16 protein-coding genes and 1 pseudogene are annotated in these 23519 nt (G+C 45.1%); 4 read left to right on the forward strand and 13 right to left on the reverse strand.

Going from position 1 to position 23519, the window contains the following annotated elements; translation table 11 throughout:
• Positions 1-32: 32 nt before the first annotated feature.
• Positions 33-1868 carry a cache domain-containing sensor histidine kinase gene (locus ABEW73_RS00600; RefSeq protein WP_430172734.1) on the reverse strand — a complete coding sequence of 612 codons (1836 nt, stop codon included), beginning with the start codon at positions 1866-1868 and terminating at the stop codon, positions 33-35.
• Complete coding sequence (locus tag ABEW73_RS00605; RefSeq protein WP_430172732.1) at positions 1846-3387, reverse strand: response regulator transcription factor; 1542 nt, start codon at positions 3385-3387, stop codon at positions 1846-1848. Before ABEW73_RS00605 ends, ABEW73_RS00600 begins: the two co-directional genes overlap by 23 nt.
• Positions 3388-3561: 174 nt before the next feature.
• Between ABEW73_RS00605 and ABEW73_RS00610 the strand changes: the two genes are divergently transcribed.
• The 4 genes from ABEW73_RS00610 to ABEW73_RS00625 all read left to right on the forward strand — a co-directional run bounded on the left by ABEW73_RS00610 (position 3562) and on the right by ABEW73_RS00625 (position 8235).
• Positions 3562-4539 (forward strand): ABC transporter permease, encoded by a 978-nt coding sequence (locus ABEW73_RS00610; RefSeq protein WP_430172731.1) that lies wholly within the window; start codon positions 3562-3564, stop codon positions 4537-4539.
• 19 nt (positions 4540-4558) lie between these two features.
• Positions 4559-5452: a carbohydrate ABC transporter permease gene (locus tag ABEW73_RS00615; protein WP_430172730.1), complete on the forward strand. Its 894-nt coding sequence runs from the start codon at positions 4559-4561 to the stop codon at positions 5450-5452.
• Between the two features lie 237 nt (positions 5453-5689).
• Positions 5690-6562: a phosphoribosyltransferase gene (locus ABEW73_RS00620; protein ID WP_430172728.1), complete on the forward strand. Its 873-nt coding sequence runs from the start codon at positions 5690-5692 to the stop codon at positions 6560-6562.
• Between the two features lie 602 nt (positions 6563-7164).
• Positions 7165-8235, forward strand: coding sequence for a retron St85 family RNA-directed DNA polymerase (locus ABEW73_RS00625; RefSeq protein ID WP_430172726.1), 1071 nt, complete (start codon positions 7165-7167; stop codon positions 8233-8235).
• A gap of 84 nt (positions 8236-8319) precedes the next feature.
• Here the strand turns inward: ABEW73_RS00625 and ABEW73_RS00630 are convergent.
• The 11 genes and pseudogenes from ABEW73_RS00630 to ABEW73_RS00680 form a co-directional block, all read right to left on the reverse strand.
• A pseudogene (locus ABEW73_RS00630) lies at positions 8320-9482 on the reverse strand (IS3 family transposase).
• Positions 9483-9875: 393 nt separating this feature from the next.
• A complete protein-coding gene (locus tag ABEW73_RS00635) occupies positions 9876-10247 on the reverse strand; it encodes a hypothetical protein (RefSeq protein ID WP_430206362.1) in 372 nt (123 codons plus the stop codon).
• 58 nt (positions 10248-10305) lie between these two features.
• On the reverse strand, positions 10306-11919 hold the full coding sequence (locus tag ABEW73_RS00640; RefSeq protein WP_430172722.1) for a DUF2326 domain-containing protein: 1614 nt from the start codon (positions 11917-11919) through the stop codon (positions 10306-10308).
• Positions 11909-12205 carry an ABC-three component system middle component 7 gene (locus tag ABEW73_RS00645; protein ID WP_430206363.1) on the reverse strand — a complete coding sequence of 99 codons (297 nt, stop codon included), beginning with the start codon at positions 12203-12205 and terminating at the stop codon, positions 11909-11911. Before ABEW73_RS00645 ends, ABEW73_RS00640 begins: the two co-directional genes overlap by 11 nt.
• The gene (locus ABEW73_RS00650) at positions 12123-12917 is read right to left on the reverse strand and encodes an ABC-three component system protein (RefSeq protein WP_430172942.1); all 795 of its coding nucleotides are present in this window, start codon (positions 12915-12917) and stop codon (positions 12123-12125) included. Before ABEW73_RS00650 ends, ABEW73_RS00645 begins: the two co-directional genes overlap by 83 nt.
• Before the next feature lie 29 nt (positions 12918-12946).
• On the reverse strand, positions 12947-13891 hold the full coding sequence (locus ABEW73_RS00655; protein ID WP_430172721.1) for a hypothetical protein: 945 nt from the start codon (positions 13889-13891) through the stop codon (positions 12947-12949).
• A 703-nt stretch (positions 13892-14594) separates the two neighbouring features.
• Positions 14595-16898, reverse strand: coding sequence for a glycoside hydrolase family 95 protein (locus ABEW73_RS00660; RefSeq protein WP_430172719.1), 2304 nt, complete (start codon positions 16896-16898; stop codon positions 14595-14597).
• Positions 16899-17033: 135 nt separating this feature from the next.
• Positions 17034-19652 carry a carbohydrate-binding protein gene (locus ABEW73_RS00665; RefSeq protein ID WP_430172717.1) on the reverse strand — a complete coding sequence of 873 codons (2619 nt, stop codon included), beginning with the start codon at positions 19650-19652 and terminating at the stop codon, positions 17034-17036.
• Positions 19653-19672: 20 nt separating this feature from the next.
• The gene (locus ABEW73_RS00670) at positions 19673-21733 is read right to left on the reverse strand and encodes an alpha-galactosidase (protein ID WP_430172715.1); all 2061 of its coding nucleotides are present in this window, start codon (positions 21731-21733) and stop codon (positions 19673-19675) included.
• Positions 21734-22017: 284 nt separating this feature from the next.
• Positions 22018-22380, reverse strand: a complete 363-nt coding sequence (locus ABEW73_RS00675; protein ID WP_430172713.1) for a hypothetical protein — start codon at positions 22378-22380, stop codon at positions 22018-22020.
• Positions 22381-22500: 120 nt separating this feature from the next.
• Positions 22501-23511 (reverse strand): LCP family protein, encoded by a 1011-nt coding sequence (locus ABEW73_RS00680; protein ID WP_430172711.1) that lies wholly within the window; start codon positions 23509-23511, stop codon positions 22501-22503.
• Positions 23512-23519: the final 8 nt, after the last annotated feature.

Raw genomic sequence — 23519 nt, forward strand, 5'->3', positions numbered from 1 at the left:
TCTTACAATTCATGATGCAAAACGTCTTTCATTCAGAGCAACACTTGCCGCCTGTCCCGTTCGTTTGCTGGATGCCTATCGGAGATTACAGGTATGCGAATGGTCACCGCGGTTCCGATGCCGAGACGGCTGAAGATGCTGACGCCATATTCCTCCCCGTAGGTGAGTTTGATCCGGTCATCCACATTTTTCACGCCGTATCCCGACAGATTATCCGATTTGTTAAGCGCGTGGTCGAGCTGTTCGGGCGTCATGCCGATGCCGTCGTCGATGACCTGGAGCAAGATGTCGTCCCCCTCCTGCCCCAGCTTCACGTTAATGTTGATTCCCGCTTCGTCCCCAATGGCATGATTGATGCAGTTCTCGATGAAGGGCTGCAGAATCAGCTTTATCGTCGTGTTCCCGAACAGCTGTTCATCCAGATCGTAATGCATATGAAGCTTGTCCCGGAACCGAATCTTCTGAATCGCGACATAATTCTTCACCAGGTTGATTTCCTGCTCCAGCAGAATGATACGCTTCCCTTTATTCAGAGACACCCTGTAATACTTGGCCAAATAATTGACCATCTGGTAGACCTGCATGGCTCCTTCCTTGATCGCCAGAGACGAGATGGACGACAGGGTGTTGTACAGGAAATGGGGATTGATCTGGGCCTGGAGCGTATTCAGCTCCGACTCCTTCCTCGCGATCTCCTTCACGTACACGTCATGGATCAGGGATTGTATGGTTGAGGCCATCTTATTGAACGCAAAGGACACCTGGCCGATCTCGTCATGTCCCATCGGCTTAATCGACAGCCGGAAATCCCCGCGCTCCACCTTCCGGATCTGCTGCAGCAGCACCTCGATGCGCTTGGTCATGACCTTAGTCGTAAAGTAGAGCAGCAGGATGGCAATGCCAATCGCCAGCGCGGAGAACCAGATGACATTCTTGGTCGCCTGATTCGCATTAGCCAGCAGCTCGTCGTAGGGGACGGTGATGACCGTGGACCAGCCGTTGCTGAGCTTTTTATAAGTGAAAAAACGCTCTTGGCCGTTAATCTTAATATCGAATGAACCCGCATCTTGGGTCATCCGCTCTTGAATCGGAAACACGTCGAACAGCTGGTTCGATTGGAGGTTCTGATCCCCCGTGCTGATCACACCACCAAACTCGTCGATAATATATACGCTCTTGTTGTAGTTCTCCATTTTGATCAGGGAGTAGAATTCGTTATCATTAATGTCCATGGTCAAAATCCCGTACGGATGCTGCAAGCTGAAATAACTTAACGAACGGGCAATGGTGATATACGCATCACCGGTCCTGAAATCCTCGGAATGGAAGTACACCGTATTGCCTGCCGCGTCAAGCACCTGTTCCTCCATCGCCGGGGGCAGCTCTTCCGTATATTTGACGTATTGGCCGTCCGAATAAAGGGTATGGTTCCCCGTATAAATCGTGATGCCCAGAATATTGGCATTCAGGGTCATCAGGGACGGCAGCGTCCGGTTGATATATTGGAAGGCATCCAGGTAATAATATGCCTGCTCATAGTCGGTGGACAGATAATTGCGAAGCTGCGCATCCATGTAGAGGATGTTCGCCAGCTGATTGTAATACTCCAGCCGCTTCTCCACGTTAGTATTAATCTGTGCCAGCGATCCGCCCAGCGCCTTATAGGTATGCTCCGTAATCGTGCTGCGGGTTGAGGAATACGAGTAATAGATCAGCAGTGAGAACGGGAGGATGATCACGATCAGAAAGATGAAAAAGAACTTGTGTCGGAGACGCCAATTGGTGTATGCGCGTAGATGCGTGAACGGGAAAACCCCCGCCAGACGGCTCCACGGGCCGGGTTGACTAGATGTTTTTGCGGTATTCATTCGGCGTGACTCCTTGGTTTTTTAAGAATAGGGAAATGAAATAAGAGGTACTCTCATAGCCGACTTTTTGGGCAATGTCCTGCACTTTGAGCGAATCGTCGGCCAGCAGCTCCTTGGCTTTGTTCAGCCGGATTCTCGTCAGATAATCATGAATCGTCATCCCGGTTTTCTCCTTAAAGATGGAGCGCAGGTAGTTGGGAGACAGATACACCTGATCGGACAAGCTGTTGATCGTGATGGCCTGGTGATAGGTCTGGTCGATCGTCGTGCGAATCTGGTGGACCAGCCTTGCATTTTTGTCCATGAATCGGTGTTCCAGCGTCCGAATCGCATGCCCGGCGAAATCCATGATGATCGCTTCGATTTCAATAATGGTTCGGCACTGATAGATGGCATGGTAAAGCTCCGCCCGCTTGTGGCTCTCCGTGATCGGTTCGTGGATCCCCTCCAGCAGACGCTCCACCAGTCCGATGGCAAAGTCGCACACTTCGGTTTTTCGGATCCGCAGCATGACCAGCCCGTTGAAGTAATTCCGCAGCTTCTGCTCGGCCTGCTCGAATGCCAGCTGATGAATGTCCTCGAAATAGGCCGTCTCTTGGAAAGGAGGAATTTGCCGACTCTCCAGCTGCCGCAACACGTCCTTGGCATAAATGACTCTCCCGTTCCCGACGTAAAACATCTCCTCCAGCATCTGCCGCGTCTCCCGGTATAAATCCTGGATGCGGGGCAGCTCTTCCGGCTCCTCGTTCACGGCCGCGGTCATCGTAACACCCAGCGTATCCTGCATCTGCTTCAGCAGATCCTCCCATGTGAAGCGGCTCAGATGGCTGGCGGCATCCATGAAAACGCCCAGCTCGCCTTCCCGGCAGATGACTAGATCCGCCTCGAGCTTCTTGTCCGCAAGCCACTCCTCCATATACGTCTGCAGGCGCGCCATGCCATCCTCGAGGGACAGCCCCGGCTGTGCAGCGTGTGGAGCATCGATGCCGAGCAGCGTAAGGGTATACGTTCTCGGCTCCGTATGGCGTGACAGCTTATGATAGCCAGCGGCGAGGTTCCTGAACCGCTCCTCGTTCTGCTCGAACATCATCTCTCGTACAATATTGGATTTGGTCACGCGAATGGAGCGGTTCTTCATCCGCACTTCCTCACAGCGTCGTTTCACTTTATCGATAACGCTTACAATTTCGCTCAGATCTAGCGGTTTCAATAAATAGCCAACGGCTCCCACGTTTAAGGCCGATTTCACATAATTGAATTCATCGTGTCCGGTCAGGAAAACGAACTGAATCCAGTCGAATAACTCACTCACCCGTTTCGACATATCGAGCCCGTTCATGACGGGCATCTGGACGTCCGTCAGTACGATATCGGGCTGAATCACCTCGATCTTCTCAAGGGCATCCCTGCCGTTCAGGGCCGTTCCGGCTACATATATCCCCATCTCTTCCCAACGAATATAATCTCGGATCATCTCTAGCTCGAGCTCTTCGTCATCCACGAGAAAAATGCTATACATGCTCATACCCCCTGTGTCGGCTTTATCCCTTAATATTATAGCGGTTTCGTTATTTTAACTATGGGAACAAGCAATGTAAGTTATTTTCAAGCATCTTTCGTTACATTGTCATATCGACACTCATTTTTTCCGAGTCTTATAATTTGAGTTAACTTGAAATGCGAGGTGCCCCATATGAAACCTGCTACAACCTTACAGACGCGGAGTGACTTGAACTTAAGTCCTCATCGAAAAAGCCGCTGGGCCATGCTGAAACAGCAAAAGTATCTATTCCTGATGATGCTGCCCGGACTGATCTGGGCCATTGTGTTTGCGTATACGCCCATGGTTGGTCTATACATGTCCTTCGTCAATTACCAGCCGACGCTTGGCGGCTTCTGGTCGACCCTGTTTACGAGCGAGTTCGTCGGCCTGGAATGGTTCCGTTACTTCTTCAACAACGGCGACTTCTGGATCGTCATGCGAAATACGCTGGCTTCCACGCTGATCACGCTTCTCTTCTCCTTCCCGCTGCCGATCCTGATCGCCATCGCGATTAATGAGATCAAGAATGTGAAATTCAAAAAGACGGTGCAAACCGCCTCCTATCTTCCCTATTTCATATCCTGGGTCATCGCGGCCAACATCATCGTGACCCTGCTCTCCTCGGACGGCGCGATTAACGGCATTTTGAAATTCCTCCATATTACCGATGAAAGCGTTTTATTCCTGCAGAACGGCAAGTACTTCTGGTGGATCGTCGCGCTCGGCAATACGTGGAAGGACATGGGGTACAGCTCGATCATGTATCTGGCGGCCATCTCGTCCATCAACCAGGAGCTCTATGAAGCGGCCAAGGTCGACGGCGCCAACCGCTTTAAGCAGATCCGGTACATCACCCTGCCCCACCTGAAGCCAACGATTGTCATTCTGCTGATTCTGGCGCTTGGCGGCATCCTGAACGCGGGCTTCGACCAGCACTTCCTGCTGGGGAATGACCTGACGCGGGATTACTCCGACGTCCTGTCCACCTATTCGTTCCGCTACGGCATTCAGAACGGCATGTTCTCCTATGCGGCAGCCGTCGGCATGTTTAGCTCCGTGGTCGCGTTCATTATTGTGGTCATCGTCAACTATACGGCGAAGAAGCTGAACGGGCAGTCCCTATTCTAAACCATAAGGAGGTACATCCATGTTAAGCAAAAAAACCGTGCCCGAGCGTATCTTCGATGCCTCTTTATACCTGTTCCTGACCGGCATCTTTCTCGTGACCTTCTATCCGTTCTGGAACATCCTGGTCATCTCCTTGAATGATGCGACCGATACGATGCGGGGCAACCTGTACTTCTGGCCGCGCGTGCCAACCATCGAGAGCTACCTGACCATCTTCCGGAATCCGGAAATTTGGAGCGCCATTAAGATCACCGTGCTTCGGACCGTCGTCGGAACCGCGGCATCCATCTTCTTCATCACGCTGCTCGCCTATCCGCTCAGCAAGCGCAGCCTGCTCGGATGGAAATACTTCTCCTTCTTCTTTGTGTTCACGATGTATTTCGGCGGCGGGCTGATCCCAACGTATATGATCATCAAATCCCTGGGGCTGATCGACTCCTTCTGGGTCTACATCTTCCCCGGCTTAATCGGCGTGTTCCTGATGATTCTGGTGCGGACCTTCATGGAGCAAATCCCCGGCGAAATCGAGGAATCCTCCAAAATCGACGGAGCGAACGACCTGCAGACGTTCTTCCGCATCATCCTACCGCTGTGCGTGCCGGTGCTCGCCACAATTGGCCTGTTCCTGGCCATCGGCCATTGGAACTCCTGGTATGACTCCTATGTGTATACCTACAAACCGGAACTGAAGACCCTGCAAGCCGTCCTGGTCAAAATCCTCAACCAGTTCCAGACTGCCGGCATGATGTCCGACGCGCAGCAGCTGGCGCAGGGCTCCAAGCGGATCCCGGTTTCCAGCGAAAGCATCCGGATGGCAGTAACCATGGTCGCTACGCTGCCGATCATTATGGTGTATCCTTTTGTACAAAGGTATTTTGTGAAGGGGATTATGATGGGGGCTATAAAGAGTTAAGGGTTTGTTGGGAAATGAAGAGAGCCCTTACCAGGGAGGGGTAAGGGCTCTCTTCTTTATTATGAAAATGTAAAATATTATCTAACCTCTAATCTAGTGTCGAATCTGCTAGTCTATTGTCGAAATGATATCTTGGAAATAATATCAAAGACAGTTATTATTAAAGATATCACGAGATTTATTAATTTGTCGTATTACTATATTTTAATTTATTACAATATTCTATGAGGAATTATAATGGATAAAAGCAGAAAAAAGACCAGTATTCTAAGCGCAGAAAGATTAGTTCAACTCTCTCAATTATTCAGTAATAAATCGTGGGAAATTGAAAATGATGATCCAGATCTACCAAGTCTTTTTAATCGTTTTTGTATTCTTTTATCAGAGTTATCAGAACCTCAGCAACTACTAGTTCTAGAACTTACAGAAAGGTTCACAAGAATTACCTCAGATCAATACAAGGTACACATAAAGAAAATATTAGATCATTTGTCCAATGATCCAAAATTAAACTTGACTCAAATAAAGACTATTTACATAGCGCCATTAATTGCTCCCGAAGATATTGGTAAATCCAAGAGTTCGACATTTGTTCAATACTTGTTTACAGAACAGTTCCACTACATTTCTCATTTTGCAGATAAAAATGTTCGGTTTGTTAACGGATTAGAGGCTGATAGCTCGGAAATTAACAATGAACAGGCTCTCCTTATAGTTGTTGATGATTTTATTGGAACAGGTGATACCGCTTGTTCTGCCCTCAACTATTTATTAGAAACTAAGAAAATTTCAACTGATAAAATCATCGTTGCGTCAATTGTAGCTTTAAGTCAGGGAATACAAAAAATAATTGAGTCAGGTGTTCACGTCATAGTATCACTTACTCTCAACAAAGGTATCAGTGAACATTATCCAATAACAGATATTTCATCTAAAATTGAGATTATGGAAACAATTGAAAGTCAGATAAAAGTTCATAGGAACGAAAAATTGGGTTACGGTAAATCAGAAGCTCTCGTTAGCATGATTCGTACCCCTAATAATACGTTTCCAGTATTTTGGAAAGAAAAAAAAGGGAGAGTTGCCCCATTTCCGAGAAAAAATTTATAACTAACAACGAACACTTAGTCCTACTTCTACAATTAGTAAAGAGAAATGGAAACATTGAATCACTTCATAATCAAGGATACCAATACTCAGAAATTGCACAGTTATTGAATCTTGTAATAGATGATAAATTAGCTTACTATACAGAGGAGGGTCTAACTTTATCATCTAAGGGAGAATCGCTACTCCTTGAATTAAATAAAAACTTGCAGCGAAAAAACTCAGAAGCCATGATTAGCCCTCAAACGGAGTATTTGATAAACAAAATTAGCAGGTATGATATTTATCTTCCATTAAATTATAAAAACTTAAAGTAGTCCTATTAGACTTAGTGTGGTTTAAACCACAGGTTTGGCGAGTCGCCAAGCTAAGAAGAACATTATTTACAAGCCTTGGTGATCATAACTTTTCTCTCCGCCAGAGTCTACAATAAAAGTTATAATCACCACTCCGGCTACGCCTACGTGACACTTGCTTGAAATTAAAGTAAGAAGCTAGACTGAATGTATTTTCTAAAGGCAACTTTAATTTCAACCAAATGTGAAGATAGTAGATCTGATTGGTAATAGGACTGAAACACTAACTGTTATTCCTAAGGTGATGTCATGGAATGGAATGAGTACAAAGATAAGTTCTATCATTTTGCAAAATATCATAATAAAACAGACAACTACATTAGTGCTTGTCTCAATTATGCTGAATTTATATTCTCTAAGAATATTCCCGTAATTTATGATGCAAATCACTTTTCTCAATTAGTAGGGTATCATCAGAACTATATAATGAAAGTGAGCAATTCTCAACGTTCATTTTACAGAGAGTTTAAAATACCAAAGAAAAATAAAAATGAGTATAGATATATTCACGAACCACTTCCTAATTTGAAAGTTATTCAGAGGTGGATTCTTGATGAGATATTGAATAATTTAACACCAAGTGCATTTACAAAGGCATTTAGAACTGGTTATTCAATTAAAGACAACGCGAAGTATCATAGAAAACAAGAAAAAGTACTCACAATAGACATCAAAGATTATTTCAAATCAATAGACTATGATAAAGTTTTCTCTTATTTCAGATCTCTTGGTTATTCGAAGCAAGTTGCGGTCATCCTTTCGAAAATTTGTACTTTGGACGACGAATTACCTCAGGGAGCACCTACAAGTCCAATGCTTTCTAATCTAATCACGCTAAGGCTAGATCATAGAATCTCCAGATTTGCATCTAAACATGGTATTAGATATACACGTTATGCAGATGATTTAACACTTTCAGGGCAGTTTAATGAAGGCTTCGTAATTAATTTCCTGAGAAATGTTTTATTATCCGAGGGTTTTTTAATAAATGAAAAAAAAACTAGAGTTCGTAAGCAAAATCAACAACAGGAAGTAACTGGAATTGTTGTTAATGAAAAACTACAAGCCTCAAAAAAGTATAGAAGAGAATTAAGACAGAGTATGTATTACATTAAGCGTTATGGATTTGATAATCATGTTTCAAGAATGGATATTGAAAACAAGTTGCAATATTTATACCATCTTCTGGGCAAAACAAATTTCATTCTAAATATTAATCCTCATGACACTGAGGCTCAAGAGTCATTCATTTACTTAAAACAGTTACTTCTTCAACACAAGTTAAAAAATAGTATAAATGTAACAGACCATATTGACTAGATGCTTAATCCTAGTCAATATGGTCTGTTGCCATAACTTCGCATACATTTTTTACTCATTAACTCCAAAAATTATACATTCAAATTAAATATTATGATAGAGAATAATTTGGTGGATTGACAACAGTAAATCAGACAGCTTTTTAAGGGCCTCTTGGCGGTACTGAACAGGTGTCATGTATCCCAGTGTTCCGTGAATGCGATGCTTATTAAACCAGTTGACGCAATCGTATCGTTCGATCTCCAAATGATGAAGGCTCTGAAACTCCATCTGGTTTATGAATTTGGTTTTCATCACCTTGTAGGTGGCTTCCACTACGGCGTTGTCATAGGGACAGCCTTTCATGCTCAGAGAACGGCCGATCTCAAAGGTCTCCAGAAGCTCGTCCATCTTTTCATTTTTAAATTCACTGCCACGGTCTGTCTGAAATCACTGAATCTGATGCAGATCACACTGTGCTGTGGCGAAGGCGCGAGGAACCAGATCAGCGTCCTTGTTCGGACCTGCACTATGACCGATAATCTCTCGATTGAACGGGTCAACGAGTACGTAAATGTAGTGCCACTTGTTTTGGACCTTCACATAGGTCAGATCGCTTACGACGAAACGTTTGGCTTCTGTCTGCTGAAACTCTCGATCCAGGACATTTGCTGTAGTAGCTTCGTTGCAAGCCGTCTTATGGGGCTTATACTGGGCTACCGTATAGGCGGAAACCATCCCCTGCTCTTTCATGATTCGGCCAATTCGACGTCTGGACACGACAAAGCCTTGTTCCTGGAGCCTGACTTTGATCTTTCGTGTACCGTAAGCTTTTCGATTCTTGTGGAAAATCTCCACAATCGCTTCGGTTAGATCGTCTTCGTTCGGTTGTTCCTTCACTTTCATAGTAAAAGGTGCTTCTTGCGATTTGCAGGACGTCACACATTGCTAATACCGAGTATTTATCACAGTTGTTCTGGATGATAGCTTCTTTCGTCCCATGATCAGCGCGGCTTGCTTTAAAATATCGTTCTCCATCCTCAAGCGCTGGAGTTCTTTGCGCATAGCGATGAGTGCTCATTGTCTTCAGGTGAACGATTGTCCTTCTCTTTGAACGAACCCGTCGTTTGAGCTTGCTTGATCTATCGATTTAAAGCTGAGGCCGTGAGGTCATATTCTTCCACGATCGCTGCTCTTGATTTTTCGTAGAGTTGCACCATTTGCTTTTTAAATTCTGAGGTGAAGGTTCCCCGTTGTTGTTTTGGCATTGTAGAGATCCGCTCCTTAACATGATAGGTTTATTCTACAAGCCCTTATTTTTCTTGTCCAACTTGTGTAGCTGATCCAGAAGAGAGCCCTTACCCGGGAGGGGTAAGGGCTCTCTTTACTTGATTATAGGTCTACATACAATAGATGGGTTGTCCCTATAAAGATATTAAATAATCTTGATTCTTTGGTTGAATTATTTCCTCACATTTCATCAACAGGAAAAAATTCATTTATACATATAAACAAAAAACTCCCGCCAATACCTTAGCAGAAGTCTTTATAATAATTGATTGATTCTTATTTCCACTGTGATCTTAATTCTTTCGACTCGTTCATGAAATTCCTTTCGCTATAGGCTTTGAGTTCATCAATTCTATAGTGAGGTGTTTGACTCATAGTAATTGTCCTAAATTCAACATTGATAAGTTCATCGAGGTTTCCATAGTGTAAACTAATACATATCGGTCAGCCTCATACTGCATCAACATTAAAGCAAAAATGTAGTCCTCTTTATTCTTGTCACTCATAGCTTGTATTTGTGGTTGATGAACGAATAAACAATATCTATTATCTCCATAGCCCGACACTTGATTCATTCTATTAATTTGCCTCTGTCGTAATAGAGATCGATCAATAGCACTTGCAATTTCATCTCTACCAGCAAAATCGTAATCTAAACGTGGGAAATGTGTACCGTTCCAATACATTATTATGAGACGATTGAGACTATCATAACAAACTGCCTCTTGCATGCCTGCAAACACTCTACCACCCAATGGTCAGTTTCACAACCCTAACAACTTCAGAGTACTTCAGATTAGGTTATTTATTATTCCACGATCTTCCAAATAGTTCATTCCCGTTAGGAGAAAGTTCTAGCACCTTTGTTTCCATTAATATTTTTTGACTCTCTACTGTATATGCTTTTTTCTTATCAAATGAAATAAATATTTGCTTCTCTGATTGAAGGTACTTCTTCAATATTTTTTCTACTGCTTCATCGGCAATTTGTTTTAAGACTACAGAATCATGAATTAGTATTGGCAATACTGTTAGCTCCAGTACACTTAGATCATACACAACCATGTTCTTATAGGATGTACCTGTGCCAGTATCGTCAATAGTTTCAAACTTATACTGATTTTTATCAAATGTAATAACGGGCGGCTTCTTTTGTCCAGAATATATATAATCATTAATCTCCTGCATCTTGGTGTTAATTTCTATTTGAAGTAGATTTAATTGATCCCTTCTCATTTGATCCCTGCGGGCTTTGGTATCATCTCTAGATGTTTTAAGACTTATTGAAGTTAAATAGGCTTTGTTTTCACTTTCTAATTTTTCGCTCATTTTTTGTATCTCTGAATATTTTGTTAGTATGGCTTTTGATAAATTTGGTATCTGAATAATTTTCTTAATATTTTCTTCAATTGTATCAATTTCATTTTGTGATAAGGAAATTATTTTGTTCAACTCTTCTTTCTTTGCCTTCAATTCTGTCCTTAAAACATTCCTTATCTCATAATGAAATTTCTCAATTTCTGTAATATTTCGTATATTAGCATCAGGAAAGAATCGTAACAAATCATCAAACTGTTCAGATCTTATTGGTGAATTTTCTTTCATGTTATTCTCGATAGTTACATATTGAGAATAATATTTGCTTCTCTTTCTCTTTGCAATGGAAAGTCTTTGTTTTAATTTGATAACTTCTTCTGCTTTTTCTGAATCAATATCTAATAAATTATTATCCAGATCTTTTGAAATTTGTTCTTTTATCTCTGCTAATTGAGTAAGTTCTTTCAAGTTTTCATTATATTTTCGTTTACCAATTGAGGATACAAAGTTATACCTCTGTGCATTTCTATATGCACTTAGTTCTGTTTCTCTTTGCTTTAATAAGTCCTCCAATTCCGAAATTACTCTAAACAATCCAAACAACTTTAATAGTGCATTTATTGGCGCTCCAGCAGCTTCATTATAAACAATATCTAGCGGACGCTTTTCATTAAGGTTTTCTTTCCCATAAATTCGCGAATATCTCCCAACTATATCTCGGAAACTAATATTTGGGAGGTGTATATCGTAGCTATGCTTTAAATATTCGCAATACTGAGAGAGAGAGATTTTTGATACAACATTATATGATTCATCACATTCACTTACAGTTTCCAAATCTTCGTTATCTCTCAAAAAGTAGTATTTTTTTTCTTGAAATATGAAACAAAACTTTATAGTATGTTTGCCCACATGTCTTTGAATCTCCGCGGACTTTAAAATATAATCTTTACCACCAAACACAAAATCTATAATCATTAGAAACGTAGACTTGCCAATGGAATTACTCCCAAAGTCATCCCCTAATACAGTATTTAATGTAGGAAGGAATTCAACTCTCTTCTGTTTGAACTGATCGCAAATAATTTCAAATAACATTGTTAACTCTCCTCGAATCAAAACTGTATTCTATTTTTCCTAATGCATACAGACAATCGAGTGCATCTAGAAATTCGGTGATATTTTGAAATTTACTGATGACACTAGAATATAAATCAGAGAGGGAAAAATCCTTATCATTTTCAATTACATTCATGATAATGGGAAGTTTACTAATAATACTTTCATTATAAGTATATAGTTTATTGGGAAATTTCATGGAACACCTCACAACTCTGAACAAAATACGATATGACTGCTTCGCAGGCTTCACTTGATGAACCATTTGATTTGGATTTCAGCCATTTTACGAGTGCTTCAAATATCTCACTTTTACTAACAATTTCTTCATCACATTTTAAGAAGCTTGATCTAACTTCAGAAGCAACTAAATCAAAGTTTAATTTATTCTCTTGATCTAAGTTCTGAAATGTTTCTTTAATTAGATTGAAATAAACACAAACATATGTTTCTATTTTAGCTTTCAAAATGGCATATGTCATCTCAATCTTACTAGAAATTTTTAATGCCTTATATTCTAACTCCATTTTTTGTAGCGTTACAGGATCAATACTCATCAATGAATTGATAACTAATACTATTTCTTCTTCTATGTCTTGATGTGAGGTGGATATCTTCGCTTTAGAAGCAGCCAATAGACGTTTCTTGATCTTAACTAGTTTCAAATACTCTTCTTTAGTCTTATGATCGTCATAATATCCATGACAATCCTTACACAGAGCTATTTTATTTTCAAACTCTTCGCAGTTAGTACCTAGTCTTTCAAGCCCCTGAAGTTCTTTTACTTCATGGGGGATTGGACTATTCGGATATATATGTGCAATTTGATACTTTTTGTTCATTCGTTTACCTTTTTGTATGAGCAAGTAATTTCCACATAACGGACATATTCCATCTACCTCTAGCAAATGTGCATTATCCGTATTTTCTGTGATAGAGACTCTTGCAATGAGATAAGGATCATTTAATTCTGGCATTTCCAATATAGACCCTCCATGACTTTGAATTAATGCTTTATTTTCTCAAAATGAATCTGCCTTCTCAGCACTGCAACGCCTTTTATGTTTTTATTGCCATCCTTTTCGTATCTTTCAATTCTTCCAAAGAAGGTGATTTCTATAGGCTCAGCCTTTCTCTTCGCTTCATCTAATTGTTTCAAAAAATTGGTGAACATCGGTTTAAACAGTTTGATTTGCGGAAATGTCTGAGAAGTGGTTTTTGAGGATATGGATGTCTTCATTAATTTAATGTGAACCCACTCGTACCCATTATTATCTACATATGGTTGACCCGTTGAAGCATAAACTCCTCTTAAGCAAACCAGTTCTTTTGGTGATTTTGATTGGAATTTTCCATAAACTTTATCCCACTCTTCAAAATACATATCCATCCACCTTGCCGTAATTCCAAAAAACTTAAACTCAAGATAATTCTGAACTTTATTTTGCTCAAAATATTTAGCTATTTTTGCGAAAGCTCTTGCTGAGTTTATGTAGTCTGATAGTTCGCCCTCACTATTTGAATAATTCCCCGGTGATTTTTTAGTTTTAGGATTCTCCGATTTCTCCTTTTTAGGTATTAAGTCTTGAGATAATACATCCATTAATGATTTTTTTAATTCAACAGGGATGTTAACTCTAATAACAGTTTCTTTATCAAGGACAACACCCGCCACTTTGCTCTTACGAAGTGTCTGAGTTTTGTTGTTAGATTTATTATAAGGACATTCTCCACCGTCATATTCTAAATGGTTCTTCTTACCTTTTTTCAATCGTAAGATTGGTGCAACATACTTGTCCTGCTTTATATACGTTCCTACAAAACTTAATTCAACATGACAGAACTCACATTTAAGTGAATCGTTTAAGGTCTCATCCAATTGAATATCATCAACTGATACTCTTCCAGCAGTAGGGTGTAGCGCCCAACTCATCTTCATTTTTGAACTCATACTAACCCTCCACATTTTGGTTTTAAGTACTTAAATTTTTCATTTTGTTTAGCGGCCTGAGTCACGATTTATGTGCTATACCTACAATAATCATAGCCTATTTGAGTTTTAAACACCAGAAAATATTCCCATTTCCGACAATTGAAAGTCCACTACAAGCGGCAGTAGACTCATTTTAAATTAGTGCTATAGACCTCATTTTCAGGAAGTAAGGCTTTTTACAATTAGGTAAATTTGGGTTAAGATCAAAGGCTGCTGAGTTGGTAGGACTAGTCAAAGACGAGATGGAACGCTATTAAAAATAAATTAACAAAACAAGCTGATCCCTTTACCCAAGGGAATCAGCTTGTTTCAGTTCAGTGTGTAAATATTCAAACATAAACCTTTCATAAAAAAGATTAGCAATTTTTATACTACTCATTATATACAATAATATATTCTGCTATTTTCTCTTACACTAATGCCTAACCGTAGTTATTTCACTAGCTATACTATCAAATAGTATAATATCCAAGTCGACGGCTCTACCTTCAAATAAATTTTTCAGCTTATATTTAAGAAGTAACCGAATAACATTTTGAAACATAGCGGTTGTTCTTCTCTTTCATCGCATCGCTTTACAACTCCCTAAAACTGACCGACCACCTCATTCTACCTAAACACTTTATTTCCAGTTTTATGGCTGAAACATAGTCCCCCCTGCCTAAAGACCTACCTCCATCTCCCTCCCCTCATAAAACACCCGCACACTATTATCCTCATTCCCCTTCACCCTCGCCCCAACCAACTTCCCATCTTCCCAGCTCATATCCACCTCAATATTCCCTTTCGCCTTCAGCCCTCTCACGCTGCCAGTCCGCCATATAGCCGGCAGTGCGGGCAGGAGATGAATCTCGCCTTCGTGGCTCTGCAGCAGCATTTCCGCAATGGCGGCGGTGCCGCCGAAGTTGCCGTCGATGACAAAGATATTGGCCTCGGCTCCGGCTACGCCGGGTTTGGAGTAGGTGAGCATGTTGTCGAAGCACAGCTCCCCAATCAGGTGGGCGATATGCTGCACGGCTTGGTCTCCGTCATGCAATCGGGCGTAGAAGAGTCCGAACAGCGCTGCGGTAAATTCGATATCCTCCAGGTCGGCCCGGCTGTTCCGGTTCTCCAACGTCACTCGGGCTGCCGCTGCTAGTTCCGGCGTATGATGCGGCGTGATTTGGCTGCCGGGATACAGGGCAAACAGATGCGACAGATGGCGATGCTCCGGCTGCGCCTCCTCGTAGTCCTCCAGCCATTCCTGCAGCTGCCCCTTCTTGCCGATCATTAGCGGAGGCAATTGATCCAGCGCCGTCTGCCACTTCTGCTGAAGCTCCTCATCCGTATCCAGTGTCTGTGCAGCCTTCACGCAGAACTCCAGCAGATCCCGGACCAGGACCTGATCCATGGTCGGACCCATGGACAGCTGCTGATGGCCATCCTCTGGATGGCCGGTATAAAAGCTGTTCTCCGGCGAATTCGACGGACCTGTCACCAGCCAGCCATATTCCGGATGTGCCGTCATGTAATCCATGAAAAAGGCCGCCGCTTCCTTCAGAACGGGATAAGCCAGCTTCTCCAGAAAAGCCTGATCACGGTTGTACGCGTAGTGCTCCATCATATGCGTTGCGATCCACAGTCCACCCGTTACGTTCATCCCCCAGGAGGTCTCCCACCCCGGTGAAACAAATCCCCAAGCATTGGAGAATACATGGGCCACCCAGCCGTCGGCATCGTAATAATGGCGCGCAGCCGAGCGTCCGGCCACCGATAGCTGCTGGATGTACCGCATGAGCGGCTCATGGCTCTCGCTCAGGTTCGCGGCCTCCGTCGGAAAATAGTTCATCTGTGTGTTCACATCCAGGTGATAATCGCAGCTCCAGGCCATTTTGTTGGCTTCGCCGTCATTCCATATGCCTTGCAAATGCATGGGCAGGACGGAGTCCTTTCGCGAACCGCTTATCGTCAAGTACCGGCCGTATTGATAAAACAACGCAAATAACGCCGGGTCATCCAACTTGCCCTGCTTAAACCTGCCGATCCGCTCGTCCGTGGGCAGGCTGGAATGCTCGGTGCTCCCCAGATCCAATCGTACGCGGGCATTTAGCGGTTGATACTCCGCCAGATGCTTGGCTTTCAGCCCGTCATATCCTAGCAGCAGAGCCTGCTCCAGTTGCAACGCGCTTTTCTCACGCCAGCCCTCGCCTTCTTGACGGTAATTAGTATTCACCGCAAAATAAATCGCCGCCTCATCCGCCCCAGCTACGGTTATGGTGTCATCCGTGGAACTCACCTGCCCGCCTTCCGCCGCGACGCGCAGCAGACCTTGGCAGGACACCCCACACTCCCCATTGCTATGTACGCCTTCCAGCGCCTGTCCCTGGAATTCGATCGTGTCCTTTTCGGTTACGACAGCATGAAAAGGACCATTCTCGCCACGAATCGAAACGCGGAATGACACGCCTGACGAGCCATGGCTGCTGCGGATCCGCGAAATGATGACCTGATCGGCATGGGAAGCTAATACCTCTCGCGTCATCTCCGCTCCATCGATCTTGCAAAAAGAACGCGCCACCGCCTCCTCCAGATCCAGTTCCCGATGGAACAGCGGCTCAGCTGCTGTATCTTGTCTCCCGCCCTCGGATGGCTTCACGTTATGATCAAACTCCAGAACGACTTGGCATAGTCCGAGATTGGTGCCAAAATTCAATTTTTCCGGCTCCAGGTGCTTCTTAGCTAGTCGATCGCCTTCGCGATAATCGCCCTGGAAGAAATGCTTCCGCATCTGCTCTAAATCCGTTTTGCTGTTGCTTCGCCCTTGAGCCGGCTCCGGCTGGCCGGACCAATAAGTAGTTTCGGTGATATTCCATATCTCTCTGTCAGGAGTGGATATGACCACATTTCCCATTCGGCCATTGCCGATCGGCAGCCCTTGCGACCAGCCCTGGGCCGGTTTCGTGTACCATAGTTTCATATCTGGCATGTTGCATTCTCCTCTTCATTTGATTTTCCAGTCTTGAGATAAGCGTTACCCTTCCAGCAAAAGCAAGAAAATCGCGATTCCCGGATGAGACGGAGAACCGCGATGAACTTGCAGATGTACGTGATGAATCTATGACTACTTGTATGGATTAGGGACGATTTTATAGAGCTTGGATTCGGCTGCTTTTAGCGTCACATCCAGCGAAGAGCCAGACACCGTCCGAGATTGACCGCTCCATACATCCGTCACCGTATAGGACGCCGCCCCTTCCGAAGCGATACCGGCCCGAACGAGATCCACGGTGTGCTGCGCCGCATTTTGCGTATAGTTAAACACGGCTACATAGCGGGTTCCCTGATCGTCCAGCACGAATACGTTCGCTGCCTGCGTGCCCGTATTGCCTTCTACTGGCCGGAACGCCTTGCCCTTCATCGCTAGCCCGTTCACTTCCGGGTTGGTCAACAGCGTTTCCATGTACTGCCGTGCCGTCGCATCCGTTACGTCATCCGAATTCAGGAAGACCGTGCCGGAGATCGCGGCCGCATTGACGCGAGACTGCGCGCCTTCCATCGATCCGCCTTTGGTTAAGTGCATATAGTCCGGATCGGTATAATGATAGATCGTTCCGTTCTGCCACCAGCCGTACGTGAGATTGTTCAATTGGTATTCCGTGCTGCCGATGCTGCCGTCGATATCGCAGGAGATGCGGCGGCTGTGCGCATATTGGCTAGGGAACAGCGGCGCGATGGAAGCGCTGATGAACATGGAGCCGTCCAGCACTTCATTCACGTAAGCCATTCCTTGGTTATAGGCCTGGATGCCGGTTTGAACGTTGGCGTCATGATGCTTGCCTTCCATTGCCCCATGGCTCAGAAAATCGATTTTGATATATTCAAAGCCCTTGCTCTTGAACTTATTCATGTAATAATCGATCCGCTGCTTCACCCCGGGATGTGTCGGGTCCACGGCATAAGCGCCGTCCAGCGTCGGCAGCACGTTGCCGTCCAAATCGCGCAGCACGATATCGCCGTATTTATACTTGCCGTTCGTCCCTTCGACTTCCTGCTCCATATTGTTGCCCCAGTACACGAACGGCGAATAATAGATGCCGGCCTTCTGTCCATTGCTGTGAATGAGCTGAACCAGATCTGTCAGCTGCTGATCCGTCATGTTATCCCAATAGGAATCGAGATTGATGTAGATATTGCCTTCATTGTTGAAGGAATGGTTTTGAATATGGTCTTTAAAGTAATTCGAAACCGAAGCTGCCTTGTCATAACTCAAATCGCTGGCATAAGCTCCCCAGCTGTTCCAGCCGACTGGAACGCCTTCAGGAATGTCTTCGCCAAAGGCTAACGGAGGCTGGATCGCTGCATTCACCTGACCAAACTCCTCCAGCCCGGTCCGGTAATCCTCGAAAAAGCCGACCATGATTTTCGGCGAAGTTATCTGCTTGCCCGTTACCTTTCCATGCGGGATCGTGTCCCACGTGGAGGTGGATGACGTAAATCCGCCATATACACGCAGTTTGTTCAATTTGTCATTCGAGCCGCTCCAATAGATGCCGGTCTTCCACGTGTCATGCGTCACCGATCCGATGACGAGGCCGTTCCGGCTCGTATTGTCATAGATGGCCGTAAGCTCCGAGCTGATATACAGACCGTTGTTGAGGCCGGTATTCATCGACTTCGCTTGGTATCTGGACCAAGCATCATTATCAAAAGGAACGACGAGGACCCGGTTATCGTCATAGCTGCCGATGTCGATGCCGCCTCTCGCTTCCATCGCGATGGGCGCTATGTTTCCCGTAGATATGGCGGAATGATGAGAAGCGACTGTTTCCGTAAGCAGATACGGCCCATCTTCATAGACGTAATAGATTTGGCTGAGCGATGGCTTTCCCCCATCCTCATTCACGACCGTCACCTTGATGCCCTTACCGGTTGCATCCTGAAATGGAACCACCTGATTTTTATAAAATTTATGATGTTTATAGTCCTTGCTTGCAACCATCCGGTCGAGTTGGATCTCACTGTATAACCCCTTGGCAACCGCTTGGCCGTTCCAATTGTATTGAGACAGTCCAGTCGAGGTGTTGTACAGCAGCTCGTACGTCGGATTGGATACCTTGAAGCCGTTGGCATACTCGGTCAAGGTGATGGGGCCATAGCTCGTGGCTTTCTTTTGCTTGCCTAAATCGCCAATGCTACCATCTGGGCCTGATCCGTTTTCGCCGGCTGAATCAAAGGTCAGCTCAATCTTGTCAAAATCGGGCGAGTAGCCGCCTGCATCATCGAACAAAATCGTGTTGCTGCCCTGATTCAAATAGATTTGAATCTGATAAGTGCCGATCGTGTTCCAATCTGCTGTTTTCGGAAAACTGAAATTCTCCTTCTCCGCTCCGTTCACGGAGATCGAAGCTGCGCGGGAATCCCCGGAGATGTAGAACATGTTCATATTGTATATACCGGCCTTATCGGCTTGAATCCCGTTAAACGTCAGCGTGGAGCCGCCGTACAGATTGCCGGCTTTTTGCCCGCCCGAACAGAAGCTGCAATCGGCTGCCCCTGCATTACCGGTAAACGTGTTCTGAGGAGCTTCGGCCTCGTAGGATAGGATGCCTCCGGCCGCTGACGTACCCGGCAGCTGCGGCTCTGCCGAAGCGAGGGAGCTTCCTAGCATAGACCCCGCAAGCAGAATCGATAAGAATAGCATGTATGACCTTGGGAAGAACTTGAACCGATGGATATTCACTGAACCTCTCCTCCTTCTATTCATTGATTTCGGCTAAGCTTTAGGATTTTCGATTCGGCAGGCGCCAACTCGACCGTGAGTGTGCCGTTCGCTTGACCTGTCGTGCCTTCCCACACATCCAGAACCGTGTAGGAAGCGTGCGCCTCGAGTCCGCACCGTTCCAAAGAAACCGTCTTCTGCACGGACTCGGCCCCGTCAAAGTTAAATACGGCAACATACGTTGTTCCCGCTTCACTCGGATGGGTCAGCACAAACGTATCCGCAGCCTTTTTCCCGAGATTTCCCTCTACGGGCACAAAGGTTCTGCCCAATCTGGCAATCTCGATGATCGCCTCATTTCCCAGCCAGTTCTTGGCGCGCCATGCCGCTTCCTCATGCCGGAAGTCATCGCCCAGCAGCAGCACCGTTCCCGAGATCACGGACGCGGTCAGACGGCTTCGCCCTTCATAGCGGGTCGTCGAATCCTGATTGAAGCTTTTATAGATCACGGCATGGTCCGGATCATTAAAACGGTACAGCGTATCGTTCATCCACCACCCGTGCGTCAGCGAGTTCAGCAAATATTCCGTGTCCTGGATCGTTCCGAACACATCGCAGGAAATTCTGCGGCTGTGCGCATAGGAATAAGGGAACAGCGGCGCAATCGACAGATTGATGAAGAACGGTCTGCCGATTCGCTCCGGGGAGAGCTTCTCCGTCAGATACGACAGGCCGTAGTTGTATGCAGCGATCCCCGTCGTAATATCCGGGTTGTAATGCTTGCCTTCCAGAGCCCCGTGGGCCATGAAGTCGAGCTTGATATACTCAAATCCCTCGGAGATGAATTTATCCATGAACCAATCGATTCGCGCCAGGTTCCCGGGATGCGTAGGATCAATCGCAAGGCCGCCGGCAATATCCGGCAAAATCTCGCCTTCCTGGTCACGAAGCAGGATATCGCCATAGGTATACTTCCCATCGGTGCCCTCAACGGGGCTGCCGAACCCAGCCGGACTTCCCCAAAATGCAAACGGCGTCCAGTATGTACCCGGTTTGTGTCCGTTCTCACGGACCCTTCTCAAGGCATCCTCCATCTCGGCAGGCGTAAGCCGGTCCCAGAACGCATCGAAATTAATGTATAACGTGTCCCCGTTATGAAAGCCTTGCGGCTGAACCTCCCGCTTCAGAAAATCACTGGTTGCGGTATACAGCTCATAATCCAGTGTACTCATCGCAGCCGACCAGCTGTTCCAGCCCATCGGAACGCCGCCTTCCCAGCTTAGAGCAGGCGCTATCTTCGCATTCGCTTCCCCATATGCCTCAAGCCCCGTCCGGTAATCGTCATAATCCCCTACCATAACGAGCGGAGATTCGACGCGCGTTCCTCTTACGTAGCCATGCGGCTGAGAATCGCGGGTCATGGTGCCGGCTGCCCCAGCGTACAATTCCAGTTCATCCAACTTGCCTGCCGTTTCCCCTTTCACGCGAATGCCGGTTTTCCACACGTCATGACTGATCGAGCCCAGGATCAATCCATTGCGGCTATCCGGCTGAAACAAGGCCGTAACTTCATAACTTTCCGTCTCCAGTGGAGCCGTCTCCGCGAGATAGCGCACCCATTTGTCATTGTCATACGGCACGCGCAGCACATGCAGCGCTTCTTCCGGAACCGTCTCGCTCCCGCTCGATACGCTATCGGTTTTCACCACCGCGATGCGGTTTACCTTCAATTCCTCTTGACCGACTATGACGACCCGCGTGATGAAGTAAGAAGCTCCCTCATAGACATAAAAATGCTGTTCCAGTCCTGGGAGCAGATCGGATTCATGCTTAATCACGGCATGGATTCCGGGTCCGAACGAATCTTGAATCTCCTCCGGCTGCCCTGCCATATAGTGGCGGTCATAATGTCCCGTATGGTATTCCCGGCCCTGCCATCGAAAGCCGCTTCGTACTTCTTGCAGAGCGAATCCCCTGCTGCCTGAGTAGGCGTAATCGCCTTTTTCCAAATCCACCTCAATGGCCACCAGACCATTCGCCAAGCGAATGTGAGTTTCGGCATTCACCCCCACGTTCACCGCCGTATCGCTGCTTCCTAACATCTGTGGATTGCCTCCTTCTGCGTGCATCTGTGCTGCATTCAGGACGCTATCGCATCAAGCGCCTTTTACAGCTTGCTATCATTATAGAAGCGAGGATAAAGCGCTTACTATACAACGATCTTCCGATCCATATCGGGATATAACACATCTGGAGCAACCCATTTGTTAAAATGCAATATGGCCTCATTTCGCTATGAAATCACCTAATTAAAAAGGTTACCCGAGGACAAACGAATCGCCCGGATAACCTCTGTAAATACATAAGCTATATTGAAATAAAGCACCTATTCGCGAGCCATGATGAAACACTTGATACCATCAGGACCCGTGAAACTGGAAAATCGGCCAATCCCAGGCTTATCCTGAGTCTCAATGATGGAATGCGCACCAAGCCTCCGAGCATTGATTAAACTTCGTTCACAGTCTTGAATGGTGTAATAAACATTCCATTCAGACAAAGCTGCTCCATTATCGGAAACAACCATACTCAGGCCGCATTCATATTGGCTACGATTCTGAAACACAATCGTTGCACCCTCATTTCGATTTTCAAGTTTCCGATCGAACAGCTTCGAATAGAATTCTCCCGGTACTACTGCATTAGTTGATGTAAGTACCAGCCAGCACGGCAGCCCTTCTGTTGTCATATCCGATATCTCGTTATGGGCATCCTTAGTGATTGCATAGGGTTTGTTTAATTGTTTAAATAGCGAAAGTTGAGATGAAGTTAAATCAGGTCTGACCAACTAAAGGACTCAATGCACGGATCACTCCAGTACCCCAATAGTTTCCCATTTAAACGAAATTTCTGAACGGACACCTGCTTCATCAGCTAGATCTATCAACGCTTGTTGCAAATCCTCTTTGTTTACGTAAACATAGGGACTTTTCCAACTGGATTCCAACTGCAATGAACGAATCTGATTCGGTTTGATTTTCGGGAAATTATAGACCCATTGTTGAAGATCAGATTCAGGAATATCAGACTTCACATTTTCACCGATAATGTCCAATATGTTTCCCCATTGGGAAATCCCTTGAAAATCCCCCAATTTCTCAATGATCTGCTTGATCACTTGCTGCTGTCGATCGTTACGTGCGAAATCGGAGGACTCCCGAGTCCCTTGATTTGATTTACGATACCTGACATAGTCGAGCACTTGTTGACCATTAAGAGTCTGCAAGCCCTTTTTTAAATCGATATGCGTTCCGTCTGCGGAATCGTTATATTTCATATCCATGTCGACATCGATTTGCAGTCCGCCAAGTGCGTCCACGGTCTGCCGTAAGGCATCAAAATTCAACACGACCATATGATCAATCGGAAAACCTAGCAAATCAGAGAAAAAACGTTTTGTATTAGGAATAGCCTCTGACTTATCCTTTATATAGTAATAAGCATAATAATAATTGGATTTATGAGCAGGCAACGATTTAGGTTTTAGCAGCAAATCACGCGGCAGGGACAACAAACTAGCAGATTGGGTTTGTGGATTGAAACTGACAAGCATAAGAACATCTGTATTCATCACCCCATCAGCACCATCCCGACTATCTACACCCGCCAAAAGAAATGTCATAGGTTGAATCGATTCCTTCTTTACATTACCGATCGGATCATCAGCCAGCTTTGGAGCTGCCACACGTTGAATCGCAGCATCCGCCTTATAATATATATACCCCGCATAGATTCCAACTCCAAGTATCAGGGCGATTATGACAAGGTAAATGCTCATCATAACTTTACGAATTGCTTTTCTCTTGGGTTTAGTAGACATAATTTCCT

The organism is Paenibacillus lautus (genome assembly GCF_050482385.1).
GTDB lineage: Bacteria > Bacillota > Bacilli > Paenibacillales > Paenibacillaceae > Paenibacillus_AQ > Paenibacillus_AQ lautus_B.